At 58.7% G+C, this 18,332-nt stretch carries 13 protein-coding genes; 7 read left to right on the top strand and 6 right to left on the bottom strand.

Annotated features, from left to right (window positions below):
* Positions 1 to 32 precede the first annotated feature (32 nt).
* The 6 genes from DSM100688_RS09735 to DSM100688_RS09710 all read right to left on the bottom strand — a co-directional run bounded on the left by DSM100688_RS09735 (position 33) and on the right by DSM100688_RS09710 (position 10,115).
* The gene (locus DSM100688_RS09735) at positions 33 to 4,142 is read right to left on the bottom strand and encodes a UvrD-helicase domain-containing protein (protein WP_152358899.1); all 4,110 of its coding nucleotides are present in this window, start codon (positions 4,140 to 4,142) and stop codon (positions 33 to 35) included.
* Positions 4,139 to 7,666, bottom strand: a complete 3,528-nt coding sequence (locus DSM100688_RS09730; protein WP_163146860.1) for a PD-(D/E)XK nuclease family protein — start codon at positions 7,664 to 7,666, stop codon at positions 4,139 to 4,141. Before DSM100688_RS09730 ends, DSM100688_RS09735 begins: the two co-directional genes overlap by 4 nt.
* Before the next feature lie 117 nt (positions 7,667 to 7,783).
* Positions 7,784 to 8,161, bottom strand: coding sequence for a hypothetical protein (locus DSM100688_RS09725; protein WP_152358897.1), 378 nt, complete (start codon positions 8,159 to 8,161; stop codon positions 7,784 to 7,786).
* A 44-nt stretch (positions 8,162 to 8,205) separates the two neighbouring features.
* Entirely contained in the window at positions 8,206 to 8,745 is a 540-nt protein-coding gene (locus tag DSM100688_RS09720) for a hypothetical protein (protein WP_152358896.1), read from the bottom strand.
* Positions 8,726 to 9,535: a hypothetical protein gene (locus DSM100688_RS09715; RefSeq protein ID WP_152358895.1), complete on the bottom strand. Its 810-nt coding sequence runs from the start codon at positions 9,533 to 9,535 to the stop codon at positions 8,726 to 8,728. Before DSM100688_RS09715 ends, DSM100688_RS09720 begins: the two co-directional genes overlap by 20 nt.
* A gap of 82 nt (positions 9,536 to 9,617) precedes the next feature.
* Entirely contained in the window at positions 9,618 to 10,115 is a 498-nt protein-coding gene (locus DSM100688_RS09710; RefSeq protein ID WP_152358894.1) for a hypothetical protein, read from the bottom strand.
* Positions 10,116 to 10,126: 11 nt separating this feature from the next.
* On the opposite strand from DSM100688_RS09710, the gene DSM100688_RS09705 reads away from it, so the two are divergent.
* The 7 genes from DSM100688_RS09705 to DSM100688_RS09675 all read left to right on the top strand — a co-directional run bounded on the left by DSM100688_RS09705 (position 10,127) and on the right by DSM100688_RS09675 (position 18,247).
* On the top strand, positions 10,127 to 11,422 hold the full coding sequence (locus DSM100688_RS09705) for a zinc ribbon domain-containing protein (protein WP_152358893.1): 1,296 nt from the start codon (positions 10,127 to 10,129) through the stop codon (positions 11,420 to 11,422).
* Positions 11,409 to 13,676 (top strand): zinc-ribbon domain-containing protein, encoded by a 2,268-nt coding sequence (locus DSM100688_RS09700; RefSeq protein WP_152358892.1) that lies wholly within the window; start codon positions 11,409 to 11,411, stop codon positions 13,674 to 13,676. The genes DSM100688_RS09705 and DSM100688_RS09700 overlap by 14 nt, the downstream gene beginning before the upstream one ends.
* A gap of 410 nt (positions 13,677 to 14,086) precedes the next feature.
* Positions 14,087 to 14,848 (top strand): hypothetical protein, encoded by a 762-nt coding sequence (locus DSM100688_RS09695; protein WP_163146861.1) that lies wholly within the window; start codon positions 14,087 to 14,089, stop codon positions 14,846 to 14,848.
* Positions 14,849 to 14,853: 5 nt separating this feature from the next.
* The gene (locus tag DSM100688_RS09690) at positions 14,854 to 15,222 is read left to right on the top strand and encodes a hypothetical protein (protein WP_152358890.1); all 369 of its coding nucleotides are present in this window, start codon (positions 14,854 to 14,856) and stop codon (positions 15,220 to 15,222) included.
* Between the two features lie 172 nt (positions 15,223 to 15,394).
* A complete protein-coding gene (locus DSM100688_RS09685; protein WP_152358889.1) occupies positions 15,395 to 16,120 on the top strand; it encodes a hypothetical protein in 726 nt (241 codons plus the stop codon).
* 193 nt (positions 16,121 to 16,313) lie between these two features.
* The gene (locus tag DSM100688_RS09680; RefSeq protein ID WP_152358888.1) at positions 16,314 to 17,231 is read left to right on the top strand and encodes a hypothetical protein; all 918 of its coding nucleotides are present in this window, start codon (positions 16,314 to 16,316) and stop codon (positions 17,229 to 17,231) included.
* A complete protein-coding gene (locus tag DSM100688_RS09675; protein WP_152358887.1) occupies positions 17,228 to 18,247 on the top strand; it encodes a hypothetical protein in 1,020 nt (339 codons plus the stop codon). The genes DSM100688_RS09680 and DSM100688_RS09675 overlap by 4 nt, the downstream gene beginning before the upstream one ends.
* The last annotated feature ends 85 nt before the right edge of the window (positions 18,248 to 18,332 follow it).

Genomic DNA, 18,332 nt, shown 5'->3' with positions numbered 1-18,332 from the left:
CCTTGAATCCCGCGCAACATGTGAACGATTGCCTACCTCGCCACATTGATGAACCGGTGCCCTGCCAGGCCGACCAGCCAACGCTGCGTGACCGTATAACCGGGGTAGAGCCGTTCCAGCGCCTTAGCGTACAGTGCCTGCTGTCCGACGTAATCGTCGTGAAGACGCCGCTCCCAGTGCGCAAGGTCATCGTGCTCCTCGTCCCACACCGCGTCGGTTTTGTAATCGAACAACACGATGCTGCGCGTCTCGTCGTCAACATAGTAGCCGTCGATCACGCCGCGCACGACGATTCCTGCGTCCGCCGACACCTCGCCGTCCTGCGCGGAACCGAACTCGCCGGAACCATGCGACCCGTTCGGATTCGCGATCCTACGCAGCTCGCGATCATCAAGCAGCAGCGAGAACGGAGCCTCACGGAACAGCCGTCCACGATGGGATCGGATGCCCGCCGGCAGCGATGCCCCTGCGTCAACCGTTCCATCGCCGTCCGCCGTTTCGTCGTCCGGGCACACGAACCACATCATGCCGTCGAACAGCGGCCCCTGCTCGATTTGGCACGCGGCTGCAGCGGAGATGACCTGCGTCATCTCAAGGCGATGGATCACCTTGCGCAGCTGCTCGGCGCACGCGGCCGCATCCGGCGGCGTCGACCAGTGGAACTGTTCGAGCACGTTGTGCACGCCGGTGCCGATCTCGGCCGCGGACGGGCTGTGCCCGGCATCCGTGAGGAAGTCCGGCAGCGGGTAGGAGGAGAACCTCCACGAACGTTCGTCCGCATCGTCCCGCACGACGGATTCTCCCGAAACCGCCGACGATGCCGCATCATCGTCATCGCCCGGTTCGACCGGCGCCGTCAGCTCAGCCCAGGAGCGAACGCCGGACGCATTGATCGTGAGCGGACGACGACATTCAACCGGCACACGCTCGTCAACCGATACGAATCCTTCCGGCGACGGTCGCATCTTCAGAGCAGCGGACTCCTGAACATTTCGCTCGCTACCGGCGGCCTGAGCATGCGTGTGCACATCCGTCAGATCATGCAGCAGCGTGACGCGACGAACGGACGCGTTGCCGGCCATTGTGTCCGCGGCCAATCCGTCCGGAAGAGGTAGAAATCCTTCGAACACTGGGCCGGCATCCGCATTGCTTTCGTTAAGATATGCCCGGAACTCGTTCGTGCCCTGCGCTTCGGTATGCCGACTCGCCGCATAGAGCGCCTGCAGTATCCAAGTCAGATACTTGTTGCCATTCACGATGCCGTCTGCGGTCACGGTGTTATCGTCCCTCAGCATCTGCGCCTTCGCCTGTGCATCGACCAGCAGATCGGCGATTTCACTTGCGCTGATGCCGGCAATGATGAGTTTGCGTTCCGGGCGGGTCAATGCCACATACAGCAGGCGCAGCTGTTCGTCGACGGTCTGCCGTCTGACCATGCCGGTCAGGCGGTCATACTGGAACGTGCCCACCACACTTTGTGAGCGTTCGTCGGCAATCTTGCATACGGCGACTCCGTGTTCAGGGTCACCGGGCTTTTGCACGGTAACGAACTGTGATAGCTGGTTGGTTCTATACGTGTCCGATGTCGCATCCGCGAGGATCACGACCTTCCATTGCAGACCTTTGGCTTGGTGAATGGAAGTCAGGTGTACCGCGTCCTTGGTGGACAACGTCACGGCTTCTGCGTTGACGTCCTTGTTGTCATTGGTCTGCCATTGTTCGACGGCCTTGAGGAACGCGGGGATGCCCCGAGCTCCCGTGCCGGCGAATGTACGCGCCTTGGCACACAGCTGAGCGAGGTTCGCTTGCCGCTGATAGCCGTCAGGCAATTGCCCGCAGTAGTCGTACCAGCCGGTTTGCGTGTAAACGCGCCATAGCAGCTCGTCGACCGGATGTGTTGTGGCGAATGTGCGCAGTGATTCGAGCTGGTCAAGAAACGCTCGCAACATGTCGATATGACAGGCCAGTTCGCCGGGCAACGGATCGGGCAGCGGGAATTCGTCCGAAGGATGCGTGAGCCGGTGCAGGATGCCGTAATAGCTTCCCGTGCCGAGCAGTCGCATCGCGGCAAGATCGTTGTCCGCGATGCCGTAGGCGCGCATCAAGGCGACCAGCGGCACGTCGTGATGCGGATTGTCGATCACGCGCAGCCAATCCAAGGCGAGCAGGATTTCCGGCTTCTTGTAGTAGTCGCCCACGCCGTTGACTTCGACGGAGATTCCCGCCTCGGCCAACGCGTCATGAAGTTCCCCGAATAGTTTTGCACTACGTTCCAATACCGCGATGTCGCCGTACTGGTATCCCTCCTCGTCGTGCAGCCGTTGGATGCGCCGTACGATCATGTCAACCTGTTGCTGATTCGGATCGATACGCGGCAATGACGTTCCGTCGTATGATGCCGGCGCACTTCCACCGGATTCGTTCGACTCGGTGTCCTTGCCGGCTTTGTATTGCTGGCGTATCAACAGTTCCACGGCCGTTGCGTCGTACTGGTTCGGGGCTGCGGGGATATGGAAACGGTCCTGCAGATAGTCGGCACCTCCCATGTCCTTTCGCATGAGATGGTCGAATACCGTATTGGCAAAGATAAGGATCTCGGGAACCGAACGATGGTTCTGGTCCAGCGTCGACAGATGCTCCGCCGGCACTTCCCGGCTTTTACGTCGGAACTCTTCGGGCTGTGCATACCGGAACCCGTAGATGCTCTGCTTGACGTCGCCGACCATCGTCACCTTCGCGGCATCTCGGCCGATCAGGTCGATGAACCGGTTCTGCAACGCATTGTTGTCCTGACATTCGTCCACGTACACGTAGCGCCATTGGTCGCTGACACGTCCACGTACATCGTCGCGCTCCAGTGCGGAAAGCGCCAGGAACGTGATGTCGGAGAACTCCTGTACCGCCGCACGCCGCTTCTTGTCCCCATACTGGGCCGCGAACAATCCCGTCAGATGCGCCAGCGTGTCGATGCGCCGTTGCGCGACCGCATCCAACCTATCCATCTGCGCGGCCGGCAGCGCGAATATCTTGTGCAGATCCTCTTTGACGTGATTCGACATGTTCTTGAGCAATTTGAAAGCGGTTGCATTGTCATCGGATTTTTTGACGATGTCGGGGAACAGATCGGCCACCACGTCGAGATTGCTGCCGTTCAGTGTTTTCCGCCCGGAGTTGGCCTCCATGATCACATCCGAAACATGATTCATTGCGGCGATCACATCATCCCACGAGCCGGTGTCGTACGTGTCATATATCGCATCCAATGCGTCGAATACCGGAGCGAACACCTTGCTGTCGTTCAGCAGTTGCGTGCCGTCGCGCGGATCGCCGCGGTCCTCTCCAAAAGCGGCAAGCTGGTCCGCGACCTGCTTGCGTAGCCGTTCCAGAGCGGCGTGCCGGTCGTCCATGATCCCGTCGACGATCCAACTCGCTCCGCGCAACGGTCGCAACCCGTCGAAACGCACTCGATACGGTTCCGATAGTCTATCCAGCCATTTCAAGCCGTTCGGCTTGGTCTGCGTCTGGTCGTGCAAACGCAGCATCTCACTGGCAAGCAAGGTATCGTTGTTAGCGCCGCCGGTGTTGTCCAACAGGTCGAGGAACGCGTCATGTTCAGGACTGTCCGGCGCATACCATTGCTCGAACAATGCAGTGAGTACATCGTGTTGCATGCCGGATCGGATCGCCGCATCCGCCATGATCTGATATCCGGGGTCGATGTTGAGCACGTCCGCGTTGCGGTCGACGATGCGCTTGCACAGTGCGTCGATCGTGCTGATCTGAGCGGTCGGTAGTTCGTTGACTGCCTTGGAGAACACCGCCGCTGCGGTATGCGGGTCCTGGACGATCATGCGCGCGAGTTCGCCGTCGTCGCCTCCGATGAAGTAGTCGGTGTCGTGCATCCGTCTGCCATCGGATTCATACGAGTGCGCGTAGTCGACCGCGAACCTGAGGTTGCGATCGAGCTTGGCCCGCAGTTCCGCGGCTGCGGCGATCGTGAACGTCACGATCAATGATTCGCGTATGGACGATTGTCTGTCGGATTGCCCACGCTTCAGCAGGTCGAGCATCACGTCCTGCAGTAGCCGTGTGGTCTTGCCGGTGCCGGCCGACGCGCTGATGAAATATCGATTGTCGTTCACTGTTCCTCTTCCTTCCCGGTCATGACGGTCGTTCCGCCGATCAGATCCGGCAATGCCACGTCCTTGGCCGCGTCAACCAACTGTCCGAGCAGTACCGGTGACTGCATCCGCCACGCCCGGTCGTCCAGCAGATCCAACGCCATGACGTCCCGGTAGTCGCTGTACTTCAGACCGTCTCGTCCGGCTTCGCTGGCATCGCTTTTCAATGCCCTGTACGGTGCCACTGGCATGTTGCCGGACAGCATAGCCCGACAGGCTTGGTCGATCATGCGTCGCACGTAATTGACCAGCAGCCGCAGATTCTCGGGAGACAGAGAGAACCGCGGCAGCGAGGCTGCTTTGCCACGCTCCCACGGGCTGACCAGTGTGCCGGCGGTGGTCAGGTTCAGTGCTGTCAGACTTGGTAATTCCAATCCGGTATCGCCGATGGTCCTGGTGCGCTCGCCGGATGCGGTTCCGTTTTCCGGCAGCTTTCCGATGTCATAAGCGTCCTTCGTGTTCTGTATCGGCAAAAACACCATGCCCATGACCGGCGGAAGATCCTCGCCGGATGCCATTATGGCCCGCGCGTAGTTCAGCAACTGCAGTTCATGCCCGTAGTACACAAGGGTGCCCAGCTCGGTTTTGTTGTTCGCGTCGAACAGCGTGTGCGGGGATGACTTGTAATCGATCACCAGCGAACCTTCGAGGCCATTGCGCTCGATGCGCTCGATGCGATCGACTTTGCCTCGCACTTGTACGGTCACATTGACGGGAAGTCCATCCTTGGCCCCACTGATACGCGAGGTCACTGCAGGCCAGTCTGCGCGGGTGCCGTGGATGTCGCCGAACTGCTTTTCGGTGAATAGCGGCGTATCGTGCACGGCGATGACTTGGTCCGTGTTCTTGGATCGTGTTCCGGCCTTCGGGGCCGGGGCCGTCGCGTCAAGTAGATTGGTCTGCCATGACTCGACGGTCAGATCGAGTCTCTGTAGGAATAAACGTAGCGTGTTCTTCAGCTGGCCGTGTACGGCGTTCATACGGTGGCTGCAATCGAGAATTGCGAACTCCGGGTTCTCTTCGAGCAGACTTGCCGTCGTCAGCGGGGAGCCGGCAATCGGTTCGGGCTGGAAATCCAATTGCGCGAGCAGGTCGATCAGTTCGGTATCGGATTTCAGCACATTCCCGTTCCGGTAGATGGTGGGAAGCGCAGACAGGTTATCGCCGCAATGCTGAGCGGCGATCTTCACGTCAATCAGACGTTCCAGCACTGCATGGTAGAAGCTGCCCTTGGTCGCCGAATCAAGTTCGAACGGTTTGACCGGTTGGAGTTTGAGTCCTCGGAGCAGAAATGTGTCGAACGGATTGGCGTAGAAGCCCTGCACTGCGGATACCGATGTGTCTAGCACACGTGGCGAGGATATGTCGTTGGGGTCGGACGGGCGGGTGAACAGGTCGAGCATGATCCCGGGGTCCAGATTACCGTTGTTTGCGGTGCGCAATGTTAGCGGATGCGAGAGGTCGTCGAATGTCGTGGGCAGGTCGTTGATCGTCGGCGTTGCGATTCGCTCATCGGCATCCGTCGTATTGTCGGTGACTAGCAGCGCTGCGACGAAAGGCGACAATGCTTGCGCTGCACCGCCTGCCGTACCCGGGCAGAACGCCGTTAGGTCTTGCGCGTAACGCGTCACGCGGTTGAACGCGAGCACTTCGCGACGGGCTTTGCTTTGCATGATTCCGGAACGCAAACCGACCGCCGCGATGGTATTGCCGTGTCTTGCCAGCGAGTCGGCGAGTCTCAGCCGTTCCGACTCGTCCAGCAGCCCTGCCTCGCTTGGGATGGCAGGCAGCTGAGATTCCGTTGCACCCAACACGAACACGTGACGGTACGGGCGCATCGGCGTCGGGAACGCGATCACGTCAACCGCGTTCGAGGCCCTCGCCTGATCGTGCAACGGCTGTTCCAGCAGCAGTGTCTCCAAATTGGCCCGGAATGTCGGCCGAAAATCATTGAATGGCTCGTCGCCGAAACGGTCGACCAACTCGTCGAACTCGCGCATGACCAGATTCCATACGATTCGGGTCTGCGAGAACAGACGTTCACTTGTCCCGCGGCGGACGTGCGCATCATTGGATTCCGCTGCGTGCGCGTCGTCGGCGACGATCTCGGTCCATGATAGATTGGCTCCGATTCGCACTAGGAAACGGATCATGCCGCCCAGCGTCTCGCGCACCGTTCGCGTTTCAGCGTGTTCGTTCTCCATGAACACCGGGTACGCTTCTGCGATCAGCGTGTGCATACGTGCGATCGTGTTGTTCACCGCGATTGAATTCGAACCGCAATCCCAGACCTTGACCGGGTCGTACGAGTACAATGCATCTTCCACCCGATCCAAGTCTCGATTCGAGACCCGATACTGGCCGCGCAGCAGATGGGAGCGGAACACGTTTGACAGAACGGTCGCATCCGGCACCTTGCCATACAGTCTCTCGTCCAGCAGGCTGAGCAGTAGTTTTGCGAATGGCTGGTCGGCCATCGTCGCCATCGACGTCATATTCACTGGTATGCCGTGATAGGCGAACTCGTCCGCCAGCAGTGCTTGATATGGCTCGAGGTTGCGTGCCGTGATCAGCACGTCGCCATAAGAGAACGGTTCGCCGTCCTCGGCGGCCTGTTCGTGCAACAGTTCGATCAAGGCTGCCGCCTGACGAACTTCGTCGCACTCGTCCAGAGCCCGATATGCGGTTAATCCGGCTGTTGGACGGCGCAGAGGTGGAAGCTCGTCGAATGATTCGCCGGCGGAATGTTCGGCATTGGCAGCAAACGTATTCACGAAATCGGGACGGCATCCTTCTTCGGTGCACACTACGCAGTCAGCCGATTTGGCCAGTGCCATTGTGGCAAGCATCTCGTCTGCCGTCATCCATTCAAATCCATATAGATAGACATGCAGTCGGTCGCCGTGGTCCTCGGCCCACGGCACTATCACGCTTGCGTTGGCTCCCGGCATCGTGAAATTGCCGAACTCGTCCTCGACCAGCGCGAGCAGTTTCGCCAGTGCGAGCATGCGCTCGTCGGCGTCGGGCATGCCGGTGATGTCGTGCGGGCGGATGCCGGCGTTGAGCAGTTCCGTCACCTGCGCGGCGAATTGGTTCGCGGAACCGAACGTCTCGCCGGCGGTGCGGAACGTCTGCGGATCGTGACGCATGCGTGTCGCCAGGAACGCGCGCAGTGTGAACGGGCTTACCACGGGCTTCGTGTATCGGCCGTCGTACCGGTTGCCGATTACCGAACGGGCCATGCTGGTGAACGAATGCACCTCGAGCGTCACGCCCGGTTTGCCTGTGGGATGCGCGCCCAGATGTTCCAGCACTTGGCGCTCCGCGTAGGAGCGCAGTCGTGCCGGCGTGACCAGAATGAATCGTTCGCCGGCCTGATCGCCGGCCTCATCTGCGCCGGATGTGGCCATATCGGCTGTGGCTCGCGTGATCAGTGCATCCAGCGCATCATCGTCGCCGGTGGTTTCCAGTATGTCCAAGACCATGAGGCCCCCTTGCGCCATATCCCTTACTCTTGCCAATCTACACTCTCCGCGCCGCGAAATCCGTGCCGACTCGCGGTGCGGCCGTGCATCGCCGCTGCCGGACCCCGCCGAAGCCGATCACTCGGCGAAATCGGCGGGGTTCACGCCGATCGTGCTGAAGTCCAGCTCGTCAAGCGGCGTATCCTCCGTCGAATCGAGGTAGTCCTCCTCGTAGAACCATGGTCGCGCCACGAATTCCAGCCCGCTCATCAGCTGCGGGTCGCCGGCGCTGTCGTAGGCGAGCATGTGGTTGAGCCGCGCCAGACGGGTGATATCCTCGAGGTCGCCCTGCCAGGTCGCGTTATCCGCATCCGGCTCCCACGCGGTGTCGGTGCCGTCCCAATCCGCGTCGAACAGCCACGCCTTGTCGCGCGTGCGGCGGATCGCATATTCGACTCCAACGGCCTTCGCCCCGTGGAGCAGCCCCTGCGTTTCCGGCTTAATCATGATGGTCATGTGTGCTCCTTTCTCTTCTGCCGTTCGCTGCTGGTGCGTTCGGCTTACTGCAGGGAGGCGATCGGGCCCCATTCCTGGATGGTGTAGCGGGGCGGCAGTTCGCCGCGCAGCATGTAGCGCTTCATCTCCATCACCGGCGTGCGTCGAGCCATCGTGTCGCACAGGTAGCCGAGGTTCAGCGCGAAGTGGCGCGGGTAGTAGTAGTACGTTTCCAGAGTCGGCTTGGCATCGCCCGGATCAGACGAATACGCCTTGATGTAGTATTGCGGCGTCTCCTGGCAGTCGTCGCGTTCGGCCGACTTCGGGTCGCGCAGGTCCGCGAAGTCGTCGTCGGACTCGATGCCGTTGTACGCGTACACGCATCGCAACCTGTTGTCGCCGTCGTTTTCGTCTTCAAGCGGCGGCAGTCCGGTGTCGTCGTCCTTGAACTGTTCGATCAGATCGTCGAAGTAGACGACGGACGGCAGCATTGCGGTACTGACGGTCGTGTTGACGTTCTGCCGGCGTACGAGTGTGGTCAGCAGTTGCGCGGTATCGGCTCGCATGATGAGGTCGAGCATGATGTCATTGGTTGTCGCGGTCATATTCCTGGGTCCTCTCCTTGAGTTCCTTGATTGCTTCACGCCAGTTGGCGAATTCTTCGGTGTCTCGTTTGGCGATCTGTTCGCCGAGTTCGCGGCTCCATCGTGCGATGTCATCGCGCAGTTCCTGTTCGCTGTACGTGCCTTCGTCCTCGTAGCGTTCGTGGCCGTTGTAGCTGCGATATCCGCTGCGGGAGGCCATCGGCAGTACGCGGATCGTCATCATGTCGTCTTGGCCGACAATGAACTCGGCTTTCATGCCGACGGCGATCGGAATGATGATTCCGGTGGTGTGCTCGATGATCGCGTATACATCCGGTTCGGCTTCTTCGGCATCGTCGGTGAGCATGTTGCCGCGTAGCGCCGTTTCGTAGTCGAGCACATCCCACAGCCGTTCGACGTGCGTGACGACGGGGGAGTCAGGCGCGTCCGCGAACGCCGGGCGGAAGCTGACTTTCATCAGCGGCATGAGCTGGCGTGTGTTCAGCCGGTAGTGCAGATACGGGATGTGGATCTGCTGGCGTTTGGGATAGTATTCGTTGACAATGCGGCTGCCGGTCGCATCGGTGACCGTGCAGTGTTCGATCCACTTGCCGGTCCAGTTGCCGTGCTTGTCTCGTGCTGGGCGGCGGAAGAATGCGGCCGAGAACTGTAGCGGGGTTTCCGCAGTGCGTTTTTCCATGAATTTGACCAGCCAGTCCAAATGAGTGGGATACTGCAGGCTGAAATGCGCGGCGAAACGATGCTCACCGGTCGGAATAGGACTGAAGTAACGATTGCTTGACACGTCCATGATGTGCTTCCTTTCTGCGGGTTGGCGTTGATCGATATTGATGGATACCGGACAATTTCGAGGTATCGCCCGATTGTGCGGCTTACTGCAGGTCGGAGTCGGGGTCGATCGGGCCTTCGCCGTCGGCGTCCATGATCTCGCGCAGCGTCGCGAAGGGATTGAATCCAAGGCCGTCCGCATAGTCGTTCTCGTCCTCGTCATTGATGTCATCGGCTGTGTTTTCAGAGTCGATGCCCTGAGTGGCGGTGGAGTCCGTCTGATCCTCTTCTGCGATCTTGGTGCAGGTTTCCGTCATTTGAAGATGTACGGGGTCCATTTCGAGTACGGGTTCGCCGTCGGCTTTGAGTTGGGCGAGCTCAACTTCTTGCCAGGCGCGCTCCCATGCTCCTTCTTCTTCGGCGTATCCCGGGTAGGGTTCGATGTGGCGGGTCATCCAGCGTATCATCTGCTCGCGGGTCACAGGCTTGGAGGGTTCGAAATCCTCGGTCAGGTCCTCCGGGATCGGGACCGTGTACGGGTGCTCCTCGGCGTCCCTGTCGGAGTCCTCGATCGAAACGTATTCGACCTTGACCTTGCCCATATCGTGTACCATTGTTGGTTCCCTTCTTTACTGGCGTTGCCGCCTTGGTTGTTGTGCTTCGTGCGACCGGCCGTCCCGATCGCCTCTGCCTACCCAAACCGGACAAGCTGTTGGGGTTTGAACGGGATGATGCGACACGCCTGCAATACCAACGATTCGTCGGTGTGTCGTGTGCTTGTCCGGTTTGTTTGGGTGTCGATGCAACTCGGCCGACGCATTACCTGCGAATGAGCGTGGTGACATGCCGGCTTGGTTGTTTTGGTAGAACGGTTGGTGAGCCGGTCGGAAACCGGCTTATCAACGAAGATGAGACAGAGAAAGGAAGCATGGCCATGAAACCTTGCACACAGTGTGGGGCGAACAATCAGGACGGGGCGAAGTTCTGTCGTCAATGCGGTTCTCCATTCGTGCCGGTGCCGACCGCGACGCAGTCGGCCACGCAGCCAGATCCGAGTGGTCAAATGACGCAGAATTCTTCGAGCGGACAGTCCGTCGGCCAGTCGTATATTCCACCGGTAGCGCAGTCGAACGTTCCGCCACAGGCTCAGCCGCAGCCTGCCCAGTTCGGGCCGCAGCCCGCTTCGCAGCCGCAGTTTAGCCAGCCTGGCCAGTTCCAGCCTCAGAGTGAGGTCAAGCCGCTGATCACCCCGGAGATGAAGGCCGAGGCGCGTGCGTTCGGTGACTGGTTCAAGACGTTCTTTCTGCGTCCGAGCGAGGTCGGTGGCGGCAAGCCGTGGTATGCGTTGGCCGTGATCTTCGCGACCACGATGCTGTCCGCATTGGCCGCGACGAGCGAGATTTCGCACGGTGGCAGCTCTATTCTGAGCATGATCCCATTCGTGGACTCCTACTACATCAGTGAAGCCGTGGATGAGGCTGCGCCGTTCGTGTTCGTCGTGCTGTGGATCATGTTCAGCCTGTACCTGTACGGCATTCTGCTGGTACTGCGGTTGATGCGTGCTCTGATGGGTGACCCGGTGACGTTCCGTACGCTGCACGACGATTATGCGCACCGGCTGGCTCCGTGGCTTGGCCTGTTTGCCTTGGCCGCCGTGTTTGCGCTGATTCACGTCGACGTACTGGCGATTACGCTATGGGTGCTGGCGGTGGTAACGCAGAGCATGTGGATGATGGTGCTCGTTTACGAAGGCGACAGTCGTCGCCCGCTCGACTCGCAGTGGGTCAAGTTCCTGTGCGTGCTGCTGCAGATCGTGCTCAGTGCGATCGTGTTCATCATTCTGGTGACGGTGTTGTCGGCTATCGTCGGCGCGATCATTGCGGGGGCGATGCACAATGTTCTGTACTGAATGCGGTGCGCGTAACGCTGATAATTCGCGGTTCTGCACTAGTTGCGGGCATCCGCTGGAACCGTTCGTCGAACCGGCGTCCGAGGCGCAGCCTGTTGCTGAGATGCAGACCACGATCGATACGTCCGTGACTGCGGAACCGGTACCGGTGGCCGAATCCGAGTCGCAGTCCGAGCCGGAAACGACGGTACCGGAACCGCAACAAACTGACGAACCGTCTGCCGGCTCTGTAGCCCAGCGCAAGCCTCCGATTGCGATGATGGTCACCATTGTCGCGGCGTTCATTGCGGTGGCGGTGTGCGTGGCCACGTTCATCACGTACAAGATGGAACTATGGGGGCCGCAGACCGTGCCAACGGTCGAGGCGTCCAATGCGGGCGATGTGGCCAAGCAGCTGGCCGACAAGGGCTTCATCGTCAAGAAGCAGCAGCAGTACAGCGCGATCCGCAAGGGTGGCTACATCGGCATGGAAGGCGCAAAGTCCGGCGAGCGCATCGCCAAGGGCAGCGAGGTCACGGTGCTTGAATCACTTGGCCCTGGCGTGCCCAAGGGCACGGTGGGTTCCACCGCCAAGCAGGCCGAGACCGCGCTTAAAGACATGGGAGTGAAGGTCACCGAGCACGAGGTCGTCTCCGAGAATCCCGGTAAGGTGTCCGTCACCATGCCGGCCGACGGCCAGCCCGTCACCGATACGGATGAGGGCATTCACATCGGCGTCGGCATCGAGGGCGACGGCGTGCCCGTGGAGATCGCCGGCATAGACAAGGACCAGGCCGAAAGCGAGCTGACCGGCAAGGGCTACACGGTCACGCTCGAACCGCGGTTCAGCGGCAGACAGTACCTCGGCAAGATCGTGGGTGCGAATCCCGGCATCGGTGTCAAGACCGATGCGACCGATGTCACGCTGTATTATGGCGTCGATGCGAGTGGCCGGTATGACGTGCTGACCGGTGCAAAAGAACATGACATGGGCGATTCCAAGGATATTGCTCGTACCGATCGTCTCGCCGGCAGTTACTGCACCGAAGATGGCGACTGCATCACCATGAGCACGGACGAATCGCAGAAGAGCGACACCACATACTACGTGAGCGGCGAGTACAACAAAGTCGACAGCTTGAATCTGTGTGGCGTCGTCCAGAATGCCAACGGATGTACTCCTACCAATCAGGCGGACACCGAAGCGGTCGCACAGTTCTCTTCGCTTGGGAACAGCCTGATCTCCGGAGATACCGGCGCATTCGAGCTGTTCAAGGGGCTCGGCACCGCATACTGCGGCGACGATCTTGCTCCTCTCGGCCCAGGGTATATCTACTGCGATAACGGTCACCTTGCCAAGGGTGACGGTATGCGGCAGAACAGCGGTGAGACCTACAAGGCAGATGACTTTTTCGTGTACATGCCGGTCGACGCGGACCTGTCCGCGATCGAATCGAGCGGCTACTTCACGAACACGTCCGACTATCAGCCGGACAAGGATCGCCCGTACATCATCAAGCGCGACAACTCCGACTACAAGCCGGCGGTCATCGATAGCAAGGCGACCGGCCCGCAGTACAACCCGTACATTCCGAACTCTAACAGCAAGATGGTCAAGTTCAAGGAGGCTCCGAACAAGAAGAACGTCTACTATTTGGTCGAAACCCCGATCGACTGGAGCCTGATCGACGGTACGGTCGCATCCGACGGCACGGCCGACGGTGATGCTGATGGCGGCGTACATTCCTCTGGCGGTTCGTCCGACGCGGATTCCAAGTCCGCTGCCGCGTGGAAGGAACTCGCCGGCACGTACATGTTCTCGTCCGGCGCCGGCGCATGGGACACGACGCTGTGGCTGAAAGACGACGGCACGTTCACGGGCTACTACCACGACGACAACCTGGGCGACATCGGCGACGATTACCCCAAGGGCACGCGGGACGAGGCGAAGTTCTCGGGACGGTTCGAGTCGGCCACCAAGTACGACGATGGCTCCTACAACCTGACTTGTGCTTCGGATGCGCTCGCTGTGGAAGGTGCCAAGGGAGATGAGCGTATCGAGAACGGTATGCGTTTCACCACCGGTGACGCGTACGGCATGACTCCTTGCGGTACGTTCACCGTATATCCCAAGGGGTACGCAGCATCCAAACTCAGCGAAAAGGTGCGAGGACAGGCTTTCGGAGGGGGCTACGACTCCAAGTTCACCAGCGCTCCCGCCATAATCCTGGTCAACGACTCCACCCAGGAGGCCTTCTACCAGCAGAGGCAGTGATCAGCGATCATTTGCGCATTCGCCCGGTTCGGCCCTGTTGCCGTTGCGTCGCCGCTTTCGCAGCGTGCGCGCAGCGGCGTCAGGGTCATTGTTGCAGGCAGCGTGCCATATATAGCGATGCGTATGCGTTTGCGGGGTCTTCCATACACGAAATCGACGGTATGTATGGACTGCGCATGTTGTTGTAGATCGGGGTGATAGTGCGTGAAATCCGCTGAGATCAGTGGGATGTGGTTGACGCAACACGCCGCATTTTCGCTATATGCGTCCTTATTCGATGAGCGTGTCCGGTACGTAATTAGTGCCGGCATCCGCCGGCCGAGAAAACAGGAATCGCTAAGGAGATTCTGATGAGCCAGAACGAAGACGTCATCGCCGATATCCCTTGCAATGCACAGGGACTGATCTGGGTGGACGACACGACCGCAGCGGGGTATCCATCTCGTTTGCAGAAGCAGTTCGATCAGATCGGCAGGATCATGCCGAAGTTCACAATCCGACCGTTCGTTCCGTTTCGGAACCGCGCTCGCGACCAGTGGGGCGTGCCGTGTGATTGCCGGCTGATCGAACATAAATGGGATGATTCGGCGGGTATGGTCCGCGACCAACGGTGGGGATCAGGAAACGGATGGGCGTTCGACATCAGTGGGTTGCGGCGTTGCGCCCCATGCAACAATCATTGCCTCGCCGACCTGTTCCTGCGCTATACGGCTGTGGATGACGGGCGGATCGTTCCCGATTGGGACGCGTCGCACCAGTATTTCTCCGCGATGAGGCTTGATGATCTCGAATCGCGTAACATGCTGGCCAAGCCGCGTGGCCGGCGCGAGAAAGGTGTTGTCGCTTTGGTGGAGGAGCGTTCCGGCCTGGTGTTGCCGTTGCCGTCCGGCTGTGTGGTGTCGTGGCTGTATTTCGGGGATGGCTCCGGTGTTGAGATCGCCGTGTACGACGGCATCGCCATGCGTGATCGCATGAACCGGTATCCCGAATACTTCGATACGGAAGTTGTGCTCAACGAGGATGACGTTGAACGGGATATCGCCGGCTGTCTGGATGTGATCGAAAAACTGGAACAGGGTTTCTTCACACAGGATGATCTGCTGAACAACATGCCGCGATACCCGTTCGCACAGTCTCATGGTGGCAATACCAATCTCAAGGAAAGGAACTGACTGATATGGCTATGGCATCAACAGCGACGATCGAACGTGTCCAGACGACGCTGTCCGTCGAGGGCCGGGAGCAGATCGAGGACGACTTCGACGATATCATCCACGGCGGCTACTTCGACGAAGACGACGATGGACCGCACGATGAGTTCTGCCAGTTCTACATCGGCGAATGCGACCAGATCGCACGTTTCTGGCTGGTCACGTCAAGGAACGGAGAGAAGCGGTTCTACTGCCCGAAGCATTTCGCGCTCATCCTGCATGACATCGTCGACGCAATGGCTCACAGCACCTACTTCGCGGCACAACAGACCCCTGCGCAGCGTCGTGATGTATTCCATACGTTCCTCATCGAATGGGGCCGATTCGGCTTCTGAACCCCGCCGCGACACGCCGAGCAAACCGTTGGAATGACGCGGTTTCTTGAAACGGAATGCGTGCTGAGATCGAATTGTCGTTTTTACCGGAGTGTAAGCGACCGCAGCTGAATTCATGAGACGGTAATTCCATCGACGACGGCTACGGCTACATGGCAGAAAGGATTGAATTATGTATAAGTATATGTTCCGCGACGCTCCGTGCGACGTTTTCTTCATCGTGTATTATGCCGACGGCATGCGATTCTTCTTGAATTGCGATGATCCGGATTATCCTCAACTGGTGTGCGGCATCGCCGATGCGACGCCGTTTGACGACGATTGGATAGCCGGGATAACCGCTGAAACATATGGCCTCACCCATGAAGAGACCGACGGGATGGGGAACGGCCACATGGTAATGAATCAGGGATATTCTATCGAATCGTTGAATTACAACCCCGTTTCTAATTCTTGGTTCGACGACTACGTTGATTCGGAGGGTCGAGCGGTTGTCCTGTCTTCGCCGGTTCGTTGCACCACGCGAAGGAAGCGTAATGAGACCGCATTTGTCGCATGGAATGCAGTCACGCCTTCTGCACATCGTTCTCGGGGTATGGCGTCTCGCCCTTTGGCATCTGGCACACGACAGGCCATGCATTCCCATCTGAACCATGTAAAGACGGACCTGCGCAGAATGGGGTGTTCTTCGAGCGTGATTAACCGGCTTAAGGCAGACACACTCTTTGAGTATTCGAACGTTGACGAGCTGCGAGAGATCATCACTATGATCTTCGCGGACCAGATGTTTCAGCGCAATTCGCGCTCCATGAACCGCAATTATTTGCGTAGTGCGCTCCTGAGGTATCTGATGTTTCTTGAAACGCAGAACATGTCTCGTCTTTCGAAGGGAAGATGAAGCAAGTCTGATCGACGGCGGAAGCGAATTCATACATGCGAAAAGGCAATCAGAAAGGAGAAAAAGCTCAGTGCGAGAAAACACACGATTAAGAAATTTCGGCACATGGGAGGGGACGCGGTCGACGTTATCACTCTCTTCGTGCGTCAAGACGGTACACTTGACATCAGTCAGTTCCGCGCAGGGAGGCGACATGTCAAGGAAGTATCTGGACGAATTCTTCGGAGAGATTCGTGTCCGCAGTACGAAGGAAGTCCGTAAGCCGAGACTCCGGTTTGGTAATCTTGCTGCTGCATTCATCATGCAGTGCGTCGCTAAGAAGTTCAAGCAATACCAATCCACTCTGCCGGATAACGCGCCGCAGACCGCTCAGGACTGTGCCAACCAATTCTTCAAGGACAGGCTGGTGTCACTCACGAACGCGATGCGTGGGCCGAAAATGGCGGATGACGTTGCATTTGAGCGGTATATTCGTTCGTCTGTCAATGGATGGTTTCTGAACTTGTACAGAGCGACCGAAGAAGGCCGTGAGCGCGATGCGCTTCGCAATAGAATGAAGCGTGACAAGAAAAAGCGGTTTGTGAATATGGGAGGCAACCGTTGGGGTTTGACCGACGATATTGACTCTATTCATATCGCATCTTCGGTTCCCGAACAGGAATTGTATACCGTTGCCGACAGCTGTCCGCTCGATTTTAATGCCAAAGCATTACTCGACGAGAGTCGCAAGCGTATGCCGAATTACGGTAAGACAGGACAGATGGAAAATCTGCTGGAGGCCGTGCTGAAGGAAGCGCGCGGCACTCTTGAACTGAGCGTTTTGCGACGCATAGTTGTCCATCGAATATCAATGCTGGAAAAGACACTTGTCCAAAGCATCGACGCTGGTGGCGAACCGATAGATCTTCCAGTTGACGACCAGTCAGTGGAAGAACAGGCTCTCAGCCAATATTCGGATATTCCGGATGATGACGCGAAACGTATCGTGGAAGAAATGAAACGTCGCGGAAGCGAATGGACTCGTGACTATATAAGACAACATCCGGGCGTCGCTGAAATGCTGACCAGCCGCTTGGAAAATGACCCGCATGATCGGGAGGAACTCTCATGAACAACACAAGCTCTTTAACTGAACTGTTGCAGTCCTACGACGACGAGGATCTCGAACTCGTTCCCCCGTCCGGTGACGATCTGGATTCGCCGAAGCGTATCGAACGTCAGCTGGCGGAAGGCGTCAAGCGTGGCCAGGTCTGGCTCGCGTCCGATTACGGGTGCGGCATCGGCAGCACCGCGGATGCCGTCGCCGCGGATTCGGATGATGCCGATGATCTCGATGACAACTCGCTGTATGTGCTGGTCGCCGGCGTGAACACTGACGATCCCCGTCTGGTAACGGTGATTCCGCTGTCGAACGACCTGCGTGCCGAAACCGACGATTCGCTGGTGATCGAACAGGGCTCCCCGCTTGGCGAGCCGATGGTCGCATGGCCGACGATTCCGGCGATCATTCCGGTGCGTCTGCTGTACAAGCCGCTCAAGCAGTTCGCTCCCGCCACCGTGGATGCGATCGTCGCGAACGACCCGGCCAAGGCCGATCCGGCCGATGTTGTTCGCCAGGGCGAAACCAACGAGGAGAACGATTCCCCGTTCGTGCAGAACCGTGAGGACACGATCGCGATCCTGCTCAAGTGGCACGTCATGTGCGCACAGCTGCCGAAACTGCACGATGGGCGAAAGGTTACGCAACATTCCAAGGAGGAACTTGAAGCGTATGCGGACGCGTTGGAAACGGTATTGCACCTGGTTCCCGGGCAGCGTCTCGCAGTGATCCGAGGCAAGGAACTCACCCCTGAGCAACAGCAACAGATGACCGAGGCAGGTTTCCCGGAATCTCCATATAGCAAGCCCGTTGCTGATGATGATTATTTGATCGAGGTCGAACAGCCGTTATGGCGTGTGGCAGCGGATGCGTATGCGTCGAGTGGATTGCCCGGTGACCCGCGTGAGCGGCTGGCCTACAAAGCTCAGTTTGAACTTGCCGCTAGGGTAAACGGTCACGGCGCAACGGCGGTGCGCGGCGCGTTGCATAAGATCGCAAACGAGGTGATATCTGCAGCCGATAAGTGATAGCGAGGCGTGAGAGCTAGCGGAATAGGTTAAGAGCATTCATGTCAGATTTCTTGCAGCATCACCGTTACGTGGAGAACCAAGC

Source organism: Bifidobacterium ramosum (assembly GCF_009299505.1).
GTDB classification, from domain to species: Bacteria; Actinomycetota; Actinomycetes; order Actinomycetales; family Bifidobacteriaceae; genus Bifidobacterium; species Bifidobacterium ramosum.
Note: the sequence above shows the minus strand (reverse complement) of the source record. Positions and strands in the feature narration are given on the sequence as shown.

Excerpts from the sequence above, each read along its gene's own strand:
- DSM100688_RS09710 (WP_152358894.1), bottom strand. The coding sequence starts at position 10,115 with ATGGGCAAGGTCAAGGTCGAATACGTTTCGATCGAGGACTCCGACAGG.
- DSM100688_RS09680 (WP_152358888.1), top strand. The coding sequence starts at position 16,314 with ATGTCAAGGAAGTATCTGGACGAATTCTTCGGAGAGATTCGTGTCCGC.
- DSM100688_RS09730 (WP_163146860.1), bottom strand. The coding sequence starts at position 7,666 with ATGGTCTTGGACATACTGGAAACCACCGGCGACGATGATGCGCTGGAT.
- DSM100688_RS09685 (WP_152358889.1), top strand. The coding sequence starts at position 15,395 with ATGTATAAGTATATGTTCCGCGACGCTCCGTGCGACGTTTTCTTCATC.
- DSM100688_RS09720 (WP_152358896.1), bottom strand. The coding sequence starts at position 8,745 with ATGACCGCGACAACCAATGACATCATGCTCGACCTCATCATGCGAGCC.
- DSM100688_RS09700 (WP_152358892.1), top strand. The coding sequence starts at position 11,409 with ATGTTCTGTACTGAATGCGGTGCGCGTAACGCTGATAATTCGCGGTTC.
- DSM100688_RS09690 (WP_152358890.1), top strand. The coding sequence starts at position 14,854 with ATGGCTATGGCATCAACAGCGACGATCGAACGTGTCCAGACGACGCTG.
- DSM100688_RS09675 (WP_152358887.1), top strand. The coding sequence starts at position 17,228 with ATGAACAACACAAGCTCTTTAACTGAACTGTTGCAGTCCTACGACGAC.
- DSM100688_RS09715 (WP_152358895.1), bottom strand. The coding sequence starts at position 9,535 with ATGGACGTGTCAAGCAATCGTTACTTCAGTCCTATTCCGACCGGTGAG.
- DSM100688_RS09725 (WP_152358897.1), bottom strand. The coding sequence starts at position 8,161 with ATGACCATCATGATTAAGCCGGAAACGCAGGGGCTGCTCCACGGGGCG.